At 46.6% G+C, this 15,367-nt stretch carries 15 protein-coding genes; 13 read left to right on the top strand and 2 right to left on the bottom strand.

Features of this window, described 5'->3' with window-relative positions:
• Nucleotides 1–143 precede the first annotated feature (143 nt).
• From DESPCE1_RS0118565 to DESPCE1_RS0118555, 3 genes are all read left to right on the top strand, one after another.
• Nucleotides 144–1,886, top strand: a complete 1,743-nt coding sequence (locus DESPCE1_RS0118565) for a methyl-accepting chemotaxis protein (RefSeq protein ID WP_019851295.1) — start codon at nt 144–146, stop codon at nt 1,884–1,886.
• A 229-nt stretch (nt 1,887–2,115) separates the two neighbouring features.
• A complete protein-coding gene (locus DESPCE1_RS0118560) occupies nt 2,116–2,841 on the top strand; it encodes a FadR/GntR family transcriptional regulator (RefSeq protein WP_014795532.1) in 726 nt (241 codons plus the stop codon).
• 222 nt (nt 2,842–3,063) lie between these two features.
• Complete coding sequence (locus DESPCE1_RS0118555; RefSeq protein WP_014795531.1) at nt 3,064–3,747, top strand: SGNH/GDSL hydrolase family protein; 684 nt, start codon at nt 3,064–3,066, stop codon at nt 3,745–3,747.
• Nucleotides 3,748–3,817: 70 nt separating this feature from the next.
• On the opposite strand, the gene DESPCE1_RS0118550 is transcribed toward DESPCE1_RS0118555, so the two are convergent.
• Nucleotides 3,818–4,552 (bottom strand): ZIP family metal transporter, encoded by a 735-nt coding sequence (locus DESPCE1_RS0118550; RefSeq protein ID WP_019851294.1) that lies wholly within the window; start codon nt 4,550–4,552, stop codon nt 3,818–3,820.
• A 138-nt stretch (nt 4,553–4,690) separates the two neighbouring features.
• Here DESPCE1_RS0118550 and spoIIR point away from each other — a divergent pair, with 138 nt between their 5' ends.
• Nucleotides 4,691–5,350, top strand: a complete 660-nt coding sequence (spoIIR, locus tag DESPCE1_RS0118545; RefSeq protein ID WP_028305628.1) for a stage II sporulation protein R — start codon at nt 4,691–4,693, stop codon at nt 5,348–5,350.
• 100 nt (nt 5,351–5,450) lie between these two features.
• Here the strand turns inward: spoIIR and DESPCE1_RS0118540 are convergent, their stop codons facing one another.
• Nucleotides 5,451–6,251, bottom strand: a complete 801-nt coding sequence (locus DESPCE1_RS0118540; protein WP_014795528.1) for a LytTR family DNA-binding domain-containing protein — start codon at nt 6,249–6,251, stop codon at nt 5,451–5,453.
• Between the two features lie 222 nt (nt 6,252–6,473).
• On the opposite strand from DESPCE1_RS0118540, the gene DESPCE1_RS0118535 reads away from it, so the two are divergent.
• From DESPCE1_RS0118535 to DESPCE1_RS0118495, 9 genes are all read left to right on the top strand, one after another.
• The gene (locus DESPCE1_RS0118535) at nt 6,474–7,157 is read left to right on the top strand and encodes a GerMN domain-containing protein (protein WP_019851291.1); all 684 of its coding nucleotides are present in this window, start codon (nt 6,474–6,476) and stop codon (nt 7,155–7,157) included.
• Between the two features lie 314 nt (nt 7,158–7,471).
• Nucleotides 7,472–7,978, top strand: a complete 507-nt coding sequence (locus DESPCE1_RS0118530) for a MarR family winged helix-turn-helix transcriptional regulator (protein ID WP_014795526.1) — start codon at nt 7,472–7,474, stop codon at nt 7,976–7,978.
• Between the two features lie 128 nt (nt 7,979–8,106).
• Nucleotides 8,107–8,667, top strand: a complete 561-nt coding sequence (locus tag DESPCE1_RS0118525) for an HD-GYP domain-containing protein (RefSeq protein WP_014795525.1) — start codon at nt 8,107–8,109, stop codon at nt 8,665–8,667.
• A gap of 116 nt (nt 8,668–8,783) precedes the next feature.
• The gene (gene murI / locus DESPCE1_RS0118520) at nt 8,784–9,686 is read left to right on the top strand and encodes a glutamate racemase (RefSeq protein ID WP_371200597.1); all 903 of its coding nucleotides are present in this window, start codon (nt 8,784–8,786) and stop codon (nt 9,684–9,686) included.
• Nucleotides 9,687–9,716: 30 nt separating this feature from the next.
• Nucleotides 9,717–10,127, top strand: a complete 411-nt coding sequence (glmS, locus tag DESPCE1_RS0118515) for a methylaspartate mutase subunit S (RefSeq protein ID WP_014795523.1) — start codon at nt 9,717–9,719, stop codon at nt 10,125–10,127.
• A gap of 11 nt (nt 10,128–10,138) precedes the next feature.
• A complete protein-coding gene (glmL, locus tag DESPCE1_RS0118510) occupies nt 10,139–11,518 on the top strand; it encodes a methylaspartate mutase accessory protein GlmL (protein WP_019851290.1) in 1,380 nt (459 codons plus the stop codon).
• A 20-nt stretch (nt 11,519–11,538) separates the two neighbouring features.
• Nucleotides 11,539–12,993, top strand: coding sequence for a methylaspartate mutase subunit E (locus tag DESPCE1_RS0118505; protein ID WP_019851289.1), 1,455 nt, complete (start codon nt 11,539–11,541; stop codon nt 12,991–12,993).
• Nucleotides 12,990–14,243, top strand: a complete 1,254-nt coding sequence (locus DESPCE1_RS0118500; protein ID WP_014795520.1) for a methylaspartate ammonia-lyase — start codon at nt 12,990–12,992, stop codon at nt 14,241–14,243. The genes DESPCE1_RS0118505 and DESPCE1_RS0118500 overlap by 4 nt, the downstream gene beginning before the upstream one ends.
• Before the next feature lie 96 nt (nt 14,244–14,339).
• Entirely contained in the window at nt 14,340–15,347 is a 1,008-nt protein-coding gene (locus DESPCE1_RS0118495) for a 2-hydroxyacyl-CoA dehydratase family protein (RefSeq protein ID WP_014795519.1), read from the top strand.
• Nucleotides 15,348–15,367: the final 20 nt, after the last annotated feature.

The following is a 15,367-nucleotide window of genomic DNA, read 5'->3' as shown; positions in this document are numbered from 1 at the left end:
GTTAATGAGAATGGATTATTGGGCAAAAATCCATTCTCATTCCTTTTGATCGTTACCCATGAAGTACGGCATTATTGAGAATTTAACCGTAAAGAATGGTTTAATGCTACTGTAATTTGGAAAAGAAAGTGGGATTAGTAGAGATGGGATGGTTTATTAATTTAAAAACAAGTAGAAAACTTTTTATCTGCTTTTTACTTATGGCCCTATTAATCCTGACTGTTGGCATAACCGGGCTGATTAACCTGGGTAAAGTCAACGATAACCTCAAAAGAATTACCCAGGATGGCATCCAGCCTATTCTCATTTTGGAAGACTTGAATAAGAGCTTTGCCAAAGGGGCTGCGGAGATGGTCAGCGTAGTCTGGGAGGGCCAGGTTTCGGAAGATCCTGTAGTGATCGGCGATTCCCGAAGGGTTATTGCCCAGTCCATCGAAGATAACGAACATAACGACCTGTTGATCCAGCAGTATCAAATGCTTAACTTAACCGAAGAAGAAAAAGAACTGTTAGCGGAATTCAAAAGTGAGGTAACTGTTTACCGGGACTTGAGAGAAAAGGCGATGACAGCAGTTGAACTGAAAAACTATGCCTTAGCCGGTGACTTTAATCAGCAAGCCGGTCTGCAGCAGGCTAAGGTGGAAGAAATCATCGAAAGCATGATTCGCTGTTCCTTGGCATACAACGAAGATCTTCAGCGTACTTCGGAACAGGACTTTGCTGAAGCGATCATGATTATTATGATACTGACGGCTTGCGGTTTTGCTTTGGCCTTGTTGCTCAGCCTGATCCTAGGCAGGATGATCAGCCGTCCGATTTTAGCTGCCGTTGAGCAAGCCAAATTATTTGCTCAAGGTGATTTTTCTACGGATCAACAAAAAAGTTTAATCAGGAGGAAGGATGAAATTGGCCGATTAGCCCGAGCCTATGATGATATTGACAGTAACATGAGCCGCCTCCTGGAACATGTTAAGGAAGCTGCTGAAGACCTCAAGACAGTCGGAGCGGAATTATCGGTTTCGGCTGAGGAACTGAACGCTCAGGGACAAAACATCAATGCCGGGGCGGAACAGATTGCGGCAGGAATGGAGGAGACGGCTGCCTCTGCGGAAGAAATGCTGGCCTCGGGGACGGAGATCAGCAAAGGTGCCGGTATGCTTGCCGGGAAAGCCTCTGAGGGCAGCAGAATCGTCCAGGAAATCGAGAAGAAGGCCCAGATGATGCGTAAAAATGCTGAAGCTTCAAGAGGAGCGACCCTGAGTATTTATCAGCAAAAACAAGCAGAAATCATCGCAGCGATTAAAAACGGTGAAGTGGTTCAGGAAATCAGGATCATGGCTGAAACCATCGAAGGTATTGCTGAGCAGACCAATCTCCTGGCTTTGAACGCCGCTATTGAAGCAGCCCGGGCCGGAGAGCAGGGAAGGGGCTTTGCGGTTGTCGCAGAGGAGGTACGGAAGCTGGCTGAACAATCAGCACAGACTGTGGCTGGAATTCATGCAGTGATCAGTAAAGTAACCGAAGCATTTGGCCATCTTTCCCGAAATTCCTCGGAAGTTTTAAAGTTTATTGAGGAAAAGGTCATTCCTGATTATGAGATGCTTGTGGAGGCGGAAGGGCAGCACGCTAAAGATGCCCATAAGGTAGGAACGCTGGTGGAAGACTTTGCTGCGACTTCAGAACAAATGCTTACCGCCATCGAACAAATGAGTAACGCCATCCAAACTGTTTCGGCTTCAGTCCAGGAAGCCACCGGCAGTTCCCAGGAAATCGCTCAAAATATGGGCCAGATGGCCAAAGTTATGGAGCACGTGGCCAAGGCCGCCCAGATTCAGGCCGAACACGCTATAAACTTGAATACCATGGTGGAGAAGTTCAAAATTTAATAATCTATTATGTCCATCATGGCCCAATAAAGCCCCTCGTTTGATTGATAGCTATAGCTTATCAATCCTCCTTAATCGTTAACTATCACATCAGATTAACTATAGTATATAATTTTTTTAAAATAGAAATGAAGGGGCAATAAACTCAAAAGTAAATCGTTTATTGCCCTTTTGTTGCGGGAAGTGGTATTATATATTACCAGAGAGTATTGTAAGGGTGGTATAGGTAGTGTTTGAACCAGTTAAAACACATGGTAATTTATCCGAGGAAATTGTGAAACAAGTTGTCCAGAGTATCAGTAATGGTGAACTTAAGCCAGGGGATAAGCTGCCTGCTGAACGCGAAATGTGCAATGTGTTTTCAGTAAGCAGAACAGTAGTTCGTGATGCCTTGAAAACTTTGGCAGGGCTGGGAATGGTTACGATCCGTCATGGCTTAGGGGCTTATGTTAATGAGGTGGACGAACAAGTCGAAGATGTATCACGGTTAGCAGCACTGCTTCAGATAACCCAGGGTACCTTTGATGAGATTTTTCAGGTTCGGGTAATATTGGAAGGGTATGCAGCGTTATGGTGTGCTCAAAATGCTGATGACAAGGATATCGAAGAGCTTGGGAAAATTGTCAAGAGGGGAAAAGAGCTGGGCTCTGCAAGTGGTGGCAAACTTGCTTTACTTGATGCAGAATTCCATCTTAAGATCGCTGAAGCATCGGGCAATAAAGTCCTCAAGCGTTTGATGATTAACATCCTAGACTTAACCGGAGAAATCAGAGACAGTAGCTTTAAGATTCCCGGACGTCAATATTTATCTGTTTTAGAGCATGAAACGATTTATGAGGCGATTAAACAGCGTAATCCGGATTTGGCGTTTCAGGAAATGATCAAACATATTGAAGCTGTAAAAGAAGATATCCATTCCAGCGCACAGATGAAGGAGAATGTCGGGAAGGAATAACAAGGATAGGATGATGGATCATGAGGCGGTTGCGGGAACTTAATGGGCTGGCTGAAAAATGGGGAATCTCTATACTAAAGTAACCCCTAAGGAACCCCCTCAACCGGAGGATAATTTGCTCACATGTACATGAGAGAAATTCTCTATGAATGGAGGGATTGGGGGAAGATTCGTAGAATACTGCCTTATTGAAACTTTAGTAAAGGGGGATGACCACACGGTATGCGGACGTATCGGATTGAAATTCGTTTAATTCAATTCTCGGTGTTTTTGAGTGTGCTTATTGTGATTGCCGGCTTTTTGGGATTATGGAACGGTAAGGCCAATGAGCAGGCTTCCACTCCCCCCCAGCAGGAAGAGCCGGCCCCTACTTTGGAGAATACTAAGATTGTGGCCATAGGAGATTCCTTTACCTTTGGTTATCCTGGTAATGCAGAAAGTGCTTGGCCGGTGGTTTTAGGCCAAGCACTGCAGGTTGAAGTGGTGAACAAGGGGAAAACAAATCAGACCGCCCAGGACCTCTACTCCCGTTTTGATGCGGATGTGCTCAATGAAAAGCCGGGCCGGGTGATCATTTTTGTGGGGAACGGCGATGCCCTTCGGGACATACCGCTTGAGACCTTCCAACAATATATTCAGGCCATGGTGGAAAAGGCTGAGAGCAATCACATTATTCCGATTCTCGCCTTGCCCTTACCTTATACAGGGGTTCAAAACACGATTAAGGAATTCAGAGAATGGGAATCAAGCTATGCCCGAGAGAAGGATATCCTCGTTTTAGATTTTGCCTCGGTACTCATGGATACCGATAATACTTACTTGGAAGGCTTATCTCAGGACGGCAAATACCCTACCAAAGAAGGATATAAGCGTATGGGAGAATACGCCTCGCGAGTACTCCATTAGGGGGAACGAGGGGATGGGTAATCGTCCCGCAAAGAAAAGCTTCCGTCAGCTAGAACTGATGGAAGCTTTTTTAGTGAAGAAAGCTTATCCCTGCAAAGAAGAGGTACCCCAGGACTCCTCCCAAAAGAGCGTAGCGGGGATGGCGTTCACGGGAAAGAGGCCAGAGCTCTGCAAAGACCAGGAAGGTCATAGCCCCTCCTGCCAAAGCGAGAAAAAAAGATATGGAATTTTGCACTCTGTCAATGGCCAACAAACCGATAAGAGCACCTAGAGGGGTGAAAAAAGCGATACCAAAATTCAAAAGGAGTATTTTCCAGCTTTTCATTTCAGCCATTTTTAGGGGAGCTGTGGTGGCCATGCCTTCCGGCAGGTTGTGTAAGGTAATGGCAATTGCAATGAGAAATCCCAATTCCCCTGTGGCCTCTTGCCCGATGGCGATGGCCATACCTTCGGGGAGATCGTGAAGGGCAATCCCTGCAGCTACTAAGAGTCCGATGCGCTTTAGCCGTTGGCGTCGCGAAAGGGGTAAGGAGGGGGAGGAAGAGTTAAGTTGTTTATCGGCCAGCTTCATAAAAGCTAAACCGATGATAAAGCCAAGAATGACTTGTCTTAGAGGACCAATTTGCCAGGCGGTAGGGAGAAGGTCTAAAGAAACGACAGCAAGCATCACACCTCCGGCCCCGGCAAGTAAAGTTGCCAATACCTGCTCTTTAGGGCGCCCGAACATTAACACCAGAAGGCTTCCTAAAGTTGTGGCAAGTCCGGCAATGGTACTGACCCAGAGAATAGGGAGCCAATCCTCCATGATCTATTCCTCCTAAAAAAGCAAGAACCTAAGTCTACTTTATGAAAAAAGGGATTAAACTATGTCTAAACCCATACTCACCTTGGACATAATGGACATTAGAAGGATTTTGTTTAAAGAGGAGCGAGGGTTTTGAGTGTGAAAGGTTTTAATCATGCTGATGATCCGAAAATGGTAGAAATACTACTTATTGTTTTCCTGGCGGTTCTTTTTCAGGTGGAGGTTTTTCAATCGTCCTTTGCCTATGCCCGATCTGTCGAACAGTCCAAGGATTTGCTGGAGATAGCTCAGATGGCAGGGAGTGGAGAAGACCTTATTCGTTTTCATGTGGTAGCAAACTCAGATTCAGAGGAAGACCAGGCTCTTAAGCGGGCAGTACGGGATGCGATTCTTAAGAAGATATCCCCGCAGCTTGCCCAATCCCAATCCCTGGAGCAATCCCGCCGGATCTTGACGGAATTGCGTCCGCTTATGGAAGAAATCAGCCGAAAGGTTATTGGCGCTTGGGGCAGGGATTATGCAGTAAAAACGGAATATGGAAATTTTATTTTTCCGACGAAGTCCTACGGTTCTTTGATTCTTCCCTCAGGTGAGTATGAGGCAGTACGAGTGGTCATAGGTGAAGGAAAAGGTTCCAATTGGTGGTGCGTGCTTTTTCCTCCTCTATGCTTTGTGGATATCGATCATTCGACAGCACAGCCAGTGGATGGGAAACCTGGGATACCTTATGAGGAGCCAAAGGTAAGGTTCTGGATCGTGGAAAAGCTTGGTCAGCTCTTCAAGTCTATAAGGTTCTAAAAAAGAGGGCTAATTTACGCGTGTTGGCGTAATTAGCCCTCTTTTCCGTGCATTCCAGGCTTCTATGCAGCTTGGTCTATTGCCCTGTCCTCCTGGCCCCTCAGAGGCCGAGAATTTCTTTGAGTTTGCGGGATTGGGTACGGCTGACGGGAACTTCGCTGCGCTCATGGTCGTCCACCACGATAGAGTAGGTTCCGTTAAAATAGGGGATGAGTTCTCGCATGCGTTTAATATTGACCAAGTAACAACGGTGGGTACGGAAAAACATATTCGGGTTAAGACGAGCTTCCAATTCTCTCAGGGTAAAACGGGTGAGATAGGATTCTTTTTGGGTTTTGGCAAAGACATTGTCTTTATCAGTATAGATATAAATAATTTCCTCAGGACGGAGGAGAATAGTTTTACCCCGTTGCTCGACCGGGATGACTTCCAGAGGACGGGTGGCGCTATTTTCTTGAAGATGTTTGGGAGGATGGTTGTTGGTGGCGGGTTCGTCAGGATCTGACAGGGGTGATGAAACAGATGTATTAGCAGTACCATGTTGAATGAACAGTTTTTTGATGGCTTGATCAAGGCGTTTGGGATTAATGGGTTTTAATAAGTAATCCAGGGCGTTTACACAGAAGGCATCTACGGCGAATTCTTCATGGGCTGTGATAAAGATGATGGCTGGGGAATTCTCTTTCTCTTTGAGCTGTCGGGCAAGGTCGATTCCTTTAAGTCCAGGCATATCAATATCTAGAAAAACTACCGAATACTCCAGGTTATTGATCAGTTCCAGAGCCTCGATGGCGTTGGCGGCTTCTCCGATAACCTGAAGCTCCGCATAGTCTTGGAGTAAATAACGGAGCTCTTTGCGGGCGGGGGATTCATCGTCGACAAGTAATGCACGTAACTTCAAGAGTCCCACTCCTTTCTGAGGTGGTATAGGTAAAAACAGTTCTTTCTTTTTCATACTATTCTGATAATATTTCGAGATTCCTTCTTTCACTATGAAAATTAAAATAGGAAATTTGCTGGATGACGTGTACTATTTTTTGGGACAAAGCATAGCATTAAGTAGAAGAAGCCTATATCTAGTGAGCGCCATAGGGATCCATGAAGTCAGATAGGAGGAAAAAGAATGAAAAAATATTTTCTCTACTTAGGAGTGCTTTTAATAACGGCTCTGCTTGGAGGGTGCGGAACCCTGCAAACTCTGGTAAAAGAAAACAGTGAAACCACTTCTTTTGCTGATTGGATTGGTAATACCAATGAAGAAGTAAATGTCCCGGCGACCAGTAATCTTGGGGATGGTAAAATGATCAGTCTTTATTTCCCTGATTCGACGGGCAAGCAACTTATTAAGGAAGAACGGAGTATTCCGAAAACCTTAAGTTTAGCCCGAGAAACGGTGAATCAATGGTTGATGGGACCTGCAGTTCAAGGAGAGGCTCAGGCAGCAGTGGATTCCGCCACAACCTTACTGGATATCGCCATAAAGGATGAAGTGGCCATCGTAGATTTGAGCCGGGAATTCACTCAAATCCACGGTAATGTCAATCAGGAGGTCGCGGTGTATGGCTTAGTGAATACTCTCACTCAATTTCCTACGGTTCGGGAGGTCACCTTCAGAATCGAAGGCAAATCCTTGACTCAGCTGGGCAGTCTTGATGTGACCCGATTATCTTACCGCGAGGGATTGGTCAAAGGCGGAGGAACTCTCTCGGGAAGCAGCAGTAATGTAGTATCTCCTGCACTACCCTCCAATACCGTAGATTCCCCCAGTGGGATCAATATTTTCTCTTCTCAGCTTAAGACCAGTTAAATACCTTTGAAGATGTTTCGGTATATAAAACCACGTTTCATTATTTGGGAAAAAAAGAAGAAATCGATAATTTAGTTTGAAAAATATTATAATACAAATTTTCCTTTTTGGGTAGTGCTAAAAGAAAATATTCTACTTATCCAGGCTTTAGGCGGCCTGGATTATTCTATATAGCCAATGATTTTTATAATCAGTAAAAGTGTAAAATTTCTTAAAAAGGGGCTTGGGGGCATGTTTTTTTTCTCCGATCTATGCTAGAATGAAGAAAATAAAAAGATTGAAAATTATAAATATTTGTACTAGGGGGTAGGGGAATGGAAGTTAATGAGGAGTTAAGTAGAGAACTTGAGGAGGCCATACGCCGTTCGAATACTGTCATCTATCGTAGAGGGCAAGCTCTTCTTGCCGAAATGGGAATTTCAAATCCTCAATTCAATACTTTGTTAGCCCTTTATGAATTTGGGCCATTAACCATGGGGGATTTGGGAAAGCATTTGTTTACTGCCTGTAGCACTGCCACGGATTTGGCTGATCGTTTAGAGCGGGATGGCTTAGTAGAAAGGATTCGCGATTCTAAGGATCGCCGTATTGTCAGGATGCATTTGCTTTCCAAGGGCAGAAAGATTGTTGAAGTGGTTATGAATGAACGCTATCGTTTCTTAGAAGAAGTATTAGCGGAATATGCCTTTGAGGAGCATCGCCTGATCCTTGCAAGCCTCAAACGCTTGATTGATAGGGTGGAAAGAACGGATAAGACCCATCCCGTAGAGCTTGAAGCTGTCCAGAATATGAAGAAAAAGTTAATTTTAAGTCCGTCCTAAAGGTTTTTTATAATTAGGTGTCGAATACTCCGATTCATGTAGTTTTCTCATGTAATTTTGAGATTGAACAACCATTTATTAAACAACCATTCGCAGAGAGCATCGTGTAACATACGGAGGAAATCGGCATGACAAGCTGGGACATCATCAAGTACATTGAATGGATTGAGAAGAAGGATCCTCTAACCTGCAGTCATTGCAATAAATCGGCTGAGTATGCAGTATTTCTGGGCAAGACCATAGCTCTCGCAGCTGATGAATTGGCGGTATTAAGTATTGCTGCACCCCTTCATGATTTAGGTAAGATTAAAGTCCCCGATGAAATTCTAGGGAAGCCGGCTTCTCTGACCCAGGAGGAATACAAGGTTATCCAATGTCATCCCCTTTGGGGCGCCGAGATGATCTTAGACAATGCAGGGAAGAATCTTGACTGGCTGCGTGTGGCTGAAGTTATCCTTAATCATCATGAACGATTTGATGGATGTGGATATCCGGCGGGTATAGGCGGAAAGCAGATTCCTTTTCTGGCTCAGATTGTTTCCATCGCCGATGCCTATGATGCGATGATATCAAATCGTCCCTATCGCAACGCCATGTCTGAGGAACAGGCTAAAAGGATTTTGCAGTATGAGAGCGGCAAACAGTTCCACCCCGACTTAGTGGAAGAATTTGTAAAGTTAATTGCATGAATTGAGTGAAAGCGAGGATGTAATCCTCGTTTTTATTTCGCTATCAGACTTTTATGCAGTGGTTTTTTAGATAAAAAGAGAGTAGCATATTAATGGAAGTTAAGCAGATAATTAGAATGAGACCAAGGGGAGGAATTGAATTGGGACAGCGTATGATTGGGATGTTTGATTCGGGAGTGGGCGGCTTGACGGTCATGAAGGAGATATTGGCCCAACTTCCGGATGTTCAGATCATTTACTTTGGAGATACGGCTCGTGTACCTTATGGGAATCGGAGTAGGGAAGAGCTGATTCATTTCGGAGAAGAAATTATATCGTTTTTGATTCACCAGGGAGCTGAAGCTATTGTGGTGGCATGTAATACCAGTTCGGCCAATGCGGTGCCGGTGTTAAAGGAATATTATAATTTGCCCTTGATTGGGACGATCGAACCGGGGGCGAGAGCAGCGGTTCAAGCAACTGCAACGGGGAACATCGGACTCATTGCCACGGAAGCTACAGTTCGCAGTAAAGCTTATTCCTCAGCAGTGAGACGGGTATTGACTAAGGGTATTTTACCTAAAAAGACTGAATTACGAGAGGCTTGGCAAAAGGGCGGACATTCCATTGAACTAGTGAAGGCCCAGGCTTGCCCTCTTTTTGTCCCTTTAGTGGAGGCCGGACTTTCCCATTCACCGGAAGCAAGAGGGATTGCCCGTACTTATCTGGCTCCTATTCAGGAAGCTCAGGTGGATGCGTTGATTTTAGGCTGCACCCATTATCCTTTCCTTGCACCTGTTATCCGGGAAATTCTCGGGGAAGAAATAACTTTAGTAGATCCGGCTCAGGCCATGGTGGAGGAGTTAAAGGAAGTTCTCGAACAGTTGGGACATAACCAAGAAAAAGGACAAGAGATGAATAAAACTTCTAACCATCATCGCTTTTTTGTAAGCGGAGATCCGGTGTTGTTTGAGCAGGTGGGGAATACTCTGCTTCCTGGTCAGATTCACAGTGTAAAACAGGTGAGCTGGCATCAATAGACCATCGGCCGCTCATAGGAGGGATGGAAAGTGGAACGGAAAACATTAGTTCTTGGGGTTATTGGAGCAGATGTCCATGCGGTAGGGAATAGAATCTTGGATTATGCCTTCACCCAAGCAGGATTTAAGGTTATTAATATTGGGGTGCTGGCATCTCAAGAAGAGTTTATCCGGGCAGCCATTGAGACAGCTGCATCGGTGATTATGGTGTCTTCCCTTTATGGACACGGAGAGTTGGATTGTCGGGGACTCCGGGAAAAGTGCCAGGAGTCAGGCATCGGAGATATTCTCCTCTATGTGGGAGGGAATCTCGTAGTAGGGAAGCAAGAATTTAATAAGGTTGAAAAGCGCTTTTTAGAGATGGGATTTAATCGCGTGTATCCCCCTGGGACTATGCCTGAGGTAGCTATTGAGGATCTGCGCAAGGACTTGGGGCTATAGGGGGGATAAATATGCCGGAGATCCTTCTGATCGATTTTGGGAGCACGTATACTAAAGTCACCATCGTGAACCTGGAGAAAGAGGAAATCATCGGGACGGCGGCGGCTGGAACCACCATCGAAAGTAATATTATGGAAGGGCTCAACCATGCTTTAGCTCAGATCCCCGAACCTCCAGAGGGATGGAATTTTATTCGGAAGCTGGCCTGCAGCAGCGCTGCCGGTGGATTAAAGATGATAGCCAGTGGGTTGGTCAAGGAATTAACTGCCGAAGCCGCCCGGCGGGCTGCCCTGGGAGCAGGGGCCCGGGTGCTGGAGGTTTTTAGCTATGAATTAACTTCTGAGGATATCGGAAAAATTGCTCAGGCTCGACCAGATATCCTTCTCTTAGCAGGAGGGATAGATGGAGGCAATAAAGAAATTCTTTTAAAAAATGCGGAAAAGCTCCTGGAACTGCCTTTTTCACTACCTGTAGTGGTGGCTGGAAATAAGGCCGTCTCTTCCCAGGCGGCGGAGATACTGCGCTGTAAACACGATCCGGTGGTTGTGGCGGGAAATGTTATGCCGGAACTTAATGTGCTGGAGGTAGAATCCGCACGGGATGCTATTCGGAGGATTTTTCTGGATCGGATTATCCATGCTAAAGGACTGGACAAAGCGGAGGAACTTATTGAACGGGTGATGATGCCCACTCCTGCGGCTGTTCTTTCCGCTGCGGAACTGTTGTCTCAGGGCTATGGTGATGAAAAAGGTTTGGGTGAGCTTTTGATCATTGACGTGGGGGGAGCCACTACAGATATTCATTCCATTGCCGCCGGAGATCCCAGCAAGCCAGGAGTGATGCTTAAGGGGCTGCCGGAGCCATTTGCAAAGCGTACGGTGGAAGGGGATCTGGGGATGCGCTATAGTGCAGAAGCCTTAGTGGCAGCCTCAGGAAAACGGTTGAATCAGATTTTGGGTTGGAGGGATGAGGAGATACAAGAACAATTGGAGTTGTTCCAAGCTGATCCTTGGCGAGTTCCTCAGAATGAACGGGAAGCCTCTTTTGATACGGCTTTGGGAAGGATGGCGGTGGAGCTGTCCATGAAGCGTCATGCAGGGACCCTTGAGGTAGTTTATACTCCCTTTGGCGCCACTTATGTTCAGCAAGGGAAGGATTTGACTCCTTTGCCGGTGGTAGTAGGAACCGGCGGAGTTCTTCTGCATCATTCTGAACCGTTAGAAGTCTTGCGCGGAGCCCTTTTTAATTCTACGGAACCCACTTTTCTTAAACCTCATAACCCGGATTTCTATCTGGATCAAGACTATATATTAGCTTCCATGGGGCTGTTGCGGGAGGTTAACCCCCTCGTTGCCTTGCGTATGCTGAAGAAATATTGTGTGAGACTCTAAGGACAGAGGAGGTTATACCGGTGGATTTAGCTAATCGAACTATAGACCCGGAAGAGTTTTTCCGTCAGCGTCAGGAGGTGCTGAACCAATGGACCACTGGGAAAGATGTGGATTTCGAAGAAGCGGTAGCTTACCATAAAAGCTTGCCCCAAAGTAAGGTCTTTGGCCTCAAGCTGGCGGAGGGTAAAGCTAAGGGAATCACCTTTGCTCAGCCTCGGGCCGGAGTGGCCCTTCTCAATGAACATTTGGAGCTGCTGCGGTTTTTAGAAGAGGAAGGGGAGGCGGATTTTCTCCCTACCACGATCGATTCCTACACTCGGCAGAACCGATATGCTGAGGCTCAGACAGGAATTGATGAGAGTCGTATGGTGGGGCGTTCCATGCTCAATGGTTTCCCGGCAGTGAATCATGGGGTGGCCGCCTGCCGCCGGTTGATTGAACATCTCAAAGTGCCGGTACAGGTCCGTCATGGCACCCCGGATGCTCGCCTATTGGCGGAGATTACTTTAGCGGGAGGGTTCACCGCTTACGAAGGCGGAGGGATCTCCTATAATATTCCTTATGCTAAAGAGGTTTCTATCGAGAATACTATTAAATATTGGCAGTATGTAGATCGTTTGGTTGGGATGTATGAGGAAAAGGGTGTCAGTATTAACCGGGAGCCCTTTGGTCCCTTGACCGGTACCCTTGTGCCCCCTTCTGTATCCCATGGGGTGGCAGTGATTGAAGGAATCTTAGCGGTTGCCCAGGGAGTGCGGAGTCTGACCTTAGGATACGGTCAATGCGGTAATCTCCTCCAGGATGTAGCGGCGATTCGGACTTTACCCTTATTGGCAGCCGAATATCTCAATAAGCTGGGATATTCTGATTTTGATATTACTACTGTATTTCATCAATGGATGGGAGGCTTTCCTCAGGACGAGGCTAAGGCTTATGGGGTCATCTCTTGGGGGGCTGCAGCTGCAGCCTTAGGGAAAGCCACGAAGGTTATTGTCAAATCTCCTCATGAAGCCTTTGGTATCCCCACGAAGGAGGCTAATGCAGCAGGACTCCGAACGACGAAGCAAATTTTGAACATGCTGAAGGACCAGAGCTTGCCTATGACTGAGGATTTAGCCTTAGAGGAAAAGATGATTATGGAAGAGACCCGAGCTATTCTGGATCGAACTCTTGATTTGGGAGAAGGGGACATTGCTGTAGGTACGGTTCGTGCCTTCCAAGCGGGAGTTATCGATGTACCTTTCGCACCCAGCCGTTATAATGCTGGGAGGATCCTGCCGGCCCGGGATTCCCAAGGAGCTGTACGGATACTGGATTTTGGGAATCTGCCTTTCCATGAGGATATCAAGGAGTTCCACCGGGAGCGGATCGCCCTGCGTGGACGAGATGAGGGTAGGGATCCGTCCTTCCAGATGGTTATTGATGATATCTATGCCATTGGGAAGGGAATGCTGGTGGGGAGGCCAAAGATATGAAAATAGTTGAGGTTATCGCTTCGCCGGGTCTGACGGGGTTTTACTTTGATGATCAGAAGGCGATTAAAGCCGGGGCGGGTCATGATGGGTTTGCTTATAAGGGGGATCCGATGACCCCTGGGTTTAGCGCTGTTCGTCAACGTGGAGAATCGATTTCAGTGATGCTCATCCTGGAGGATGGGCAGGTGGCTTTTGGGGATTGTGCTGCGGTCCAGTACTCAGGAGCTGGGGGGCGTGATCCGCTCTTTTTGGCTAATGATTTTATCCCGATTATTATGGAAGAGCTTCGTCCCAAGCTTGTGGGGCAGGAATTGGATTCTTTCCGGAAGCTGGCGGACAGCATAGAATATTCTCAGCGGCCTAATGGGGAACGCTATCATAGTGCTATTCGTTATGGGGTAAGCCAGGCGATTCTGGATGGGGTGGCTAAGGCGAAAAAAGTGACGATGACGGAAGTGATTCTCGAGGAGTATCATCTGCCTTTGGTGGTGGAGCCGGTACCTATATTTACACAGACCGGGGATGAGCGGTATGAAAATGCGGACAAAGCCATACTCAAACGAGCAGGGGTGCTGCCTCATGCTCTCATCAATAATGTGGAAACTAAACTGGGTAAGAATGGCGAGTTATTGCTGGAGTATGTGAATTGGCTAAGGGATCGGGTGATTGGTTTAGGGGACGGATCTTATCGGCCCATTCTGCATATTGATGTTTATGGAACCATTGGGATGGCTTTTGAGGATGATGTGAAGCGAATGGTGGAGTATTTTGTGGATCTGGAAAAAGCTGCGGAGCCCCTTCATTTGCGCATTGAAGGTCCCATGGATGCAGGAAGCAAAGAAGGACAGCTTAAGCAGCTTAAGGAATTACGTGAAGCCCTTAAAGGGGCGGGAGTAAAGGTCGAGGTGGTTGCCGATGAATGGTGTAACACCTATGAGGATATTGTGGAATTTGTGGATACTCAGGCGGCGGATATGGTTCAGATTAAGACTCCGGATCTGGGAGGGATTCAGAATACCATCGAGGCTGTGCTTTATGCCAAAAAGCTTGGGATAGGTGCTTATGTGGGGGGGTCCTGCAATGAGACGGATGCGGGTGGTCGAACTGCCGTCCATGTAGCGTTGGCGACCCGCCCCGATCAGATGCTGGCTAAACCTGGAATGGGTGTGGATGAAGGGTATATGATTGTGCATAATGAGATGAAGCGGACGTTGGAGCTTTTGCGGTATAAAACCGGATTGAAATCTTAAGACTAAGCAAAATCCTTGGTATTTCTTCCTGATAGTTATAAGATAATAATATAGGGCTTTATAGACTGTAGTTCATGAGGAGAGGCTTGGAATTAAATGAATAAAATTGGGTTGACCACGACAGTGCCGGTCGAGGTGATTTATGCAGCCGGAGATACGCCGGTGGATTTGAATAATATTTTTATCTCGGATACTAGGGAAGCCATGGCTCGGATTGCGGAGGCCGAGCTGGCCGGGTATCCGCGGAATGTGTGCGGATGGATTAAGGGCTTGTATGCGACGGCTCTGAAGAGTCCGGAGATTAAGAAGATCGTGGCGGTAACCCAGGGGGATTGCAGCAACACCCATGCCTTGATGGAGACTTGGTCGGAAGAGGGAATAGAGATTATTCCTTTTGCTTTTCCTTATGATCGGGATGGGGACATGCTTAGGCTCCAATTAGAGAAGCTGATAAAGACTCTTGGGACCACTTGGGATAAGGTGAAAGTGCAAAAGGTTCGTTTAGATAAGGTTCGTCGGCTGGCTTGGGAGATTGATCGATTGACTTGGGAAGAGAATAAGGTCAGAGGCTTTGAAAATCATCTCTACCTGGTTTCTTGTTCAGATTTTAATGGGAATCCGGAAGGCTTTGCCCGGGATATGGAGGGATTCATTGCCGAGGCAAAGGAACGGGAGCCCCTTAACCTTAAATACAAAGGACGTAAGAAAAGAGAATTACGGATCGGGTTCATGGGGGTCCCGCCGATTATGCCGGACCTCTATAATTTCTTGGAGGATCATGGGGCGCGGGTCGTCTTTAATGAAGTGCAAAGGCAATTCAGTATGCCCTTTGTAACAGAGGATATAGTAGAGCAATATCAACTTTATACCTATCCTTATAATGTCTTTGGACGTATCGAGGATGTGGCGCAAGAGGCAGAACGGCGGCAATTAGACGGGCTTATCCACTATACTCAGAGCTTCTGCTATCGTCAGATTGAGGATTTGATTGTCCGCAGACGTTTGGATTATCCGATTCTCAATCTTGAAGGTGAGAATCCTACGGGTTTGGATGCCCGGAGCAAAATGAGGTTGGAATCCTTTTTGCAAATGCTCCGCGACTAGTTCTTCTCTGGTGGTAAAAA

Origin of the sequence: Desulfitobacterium sp. PCE1 (assembly GCF_000384015.1) — a bacterium.
Lineage (GTDB): Bacteria > Bacillota > Desulfitobacteriia > Desulfitobacteriales > Desulfitobacteriaceae > Desulfitobacterium > Desulfitobacterium dehalogenans.
The sequence above is the reverse complement of the archived record's forward strand: the minus strand, read 5'-3'. Positions and strand labels throughout refer to the sequence as shown.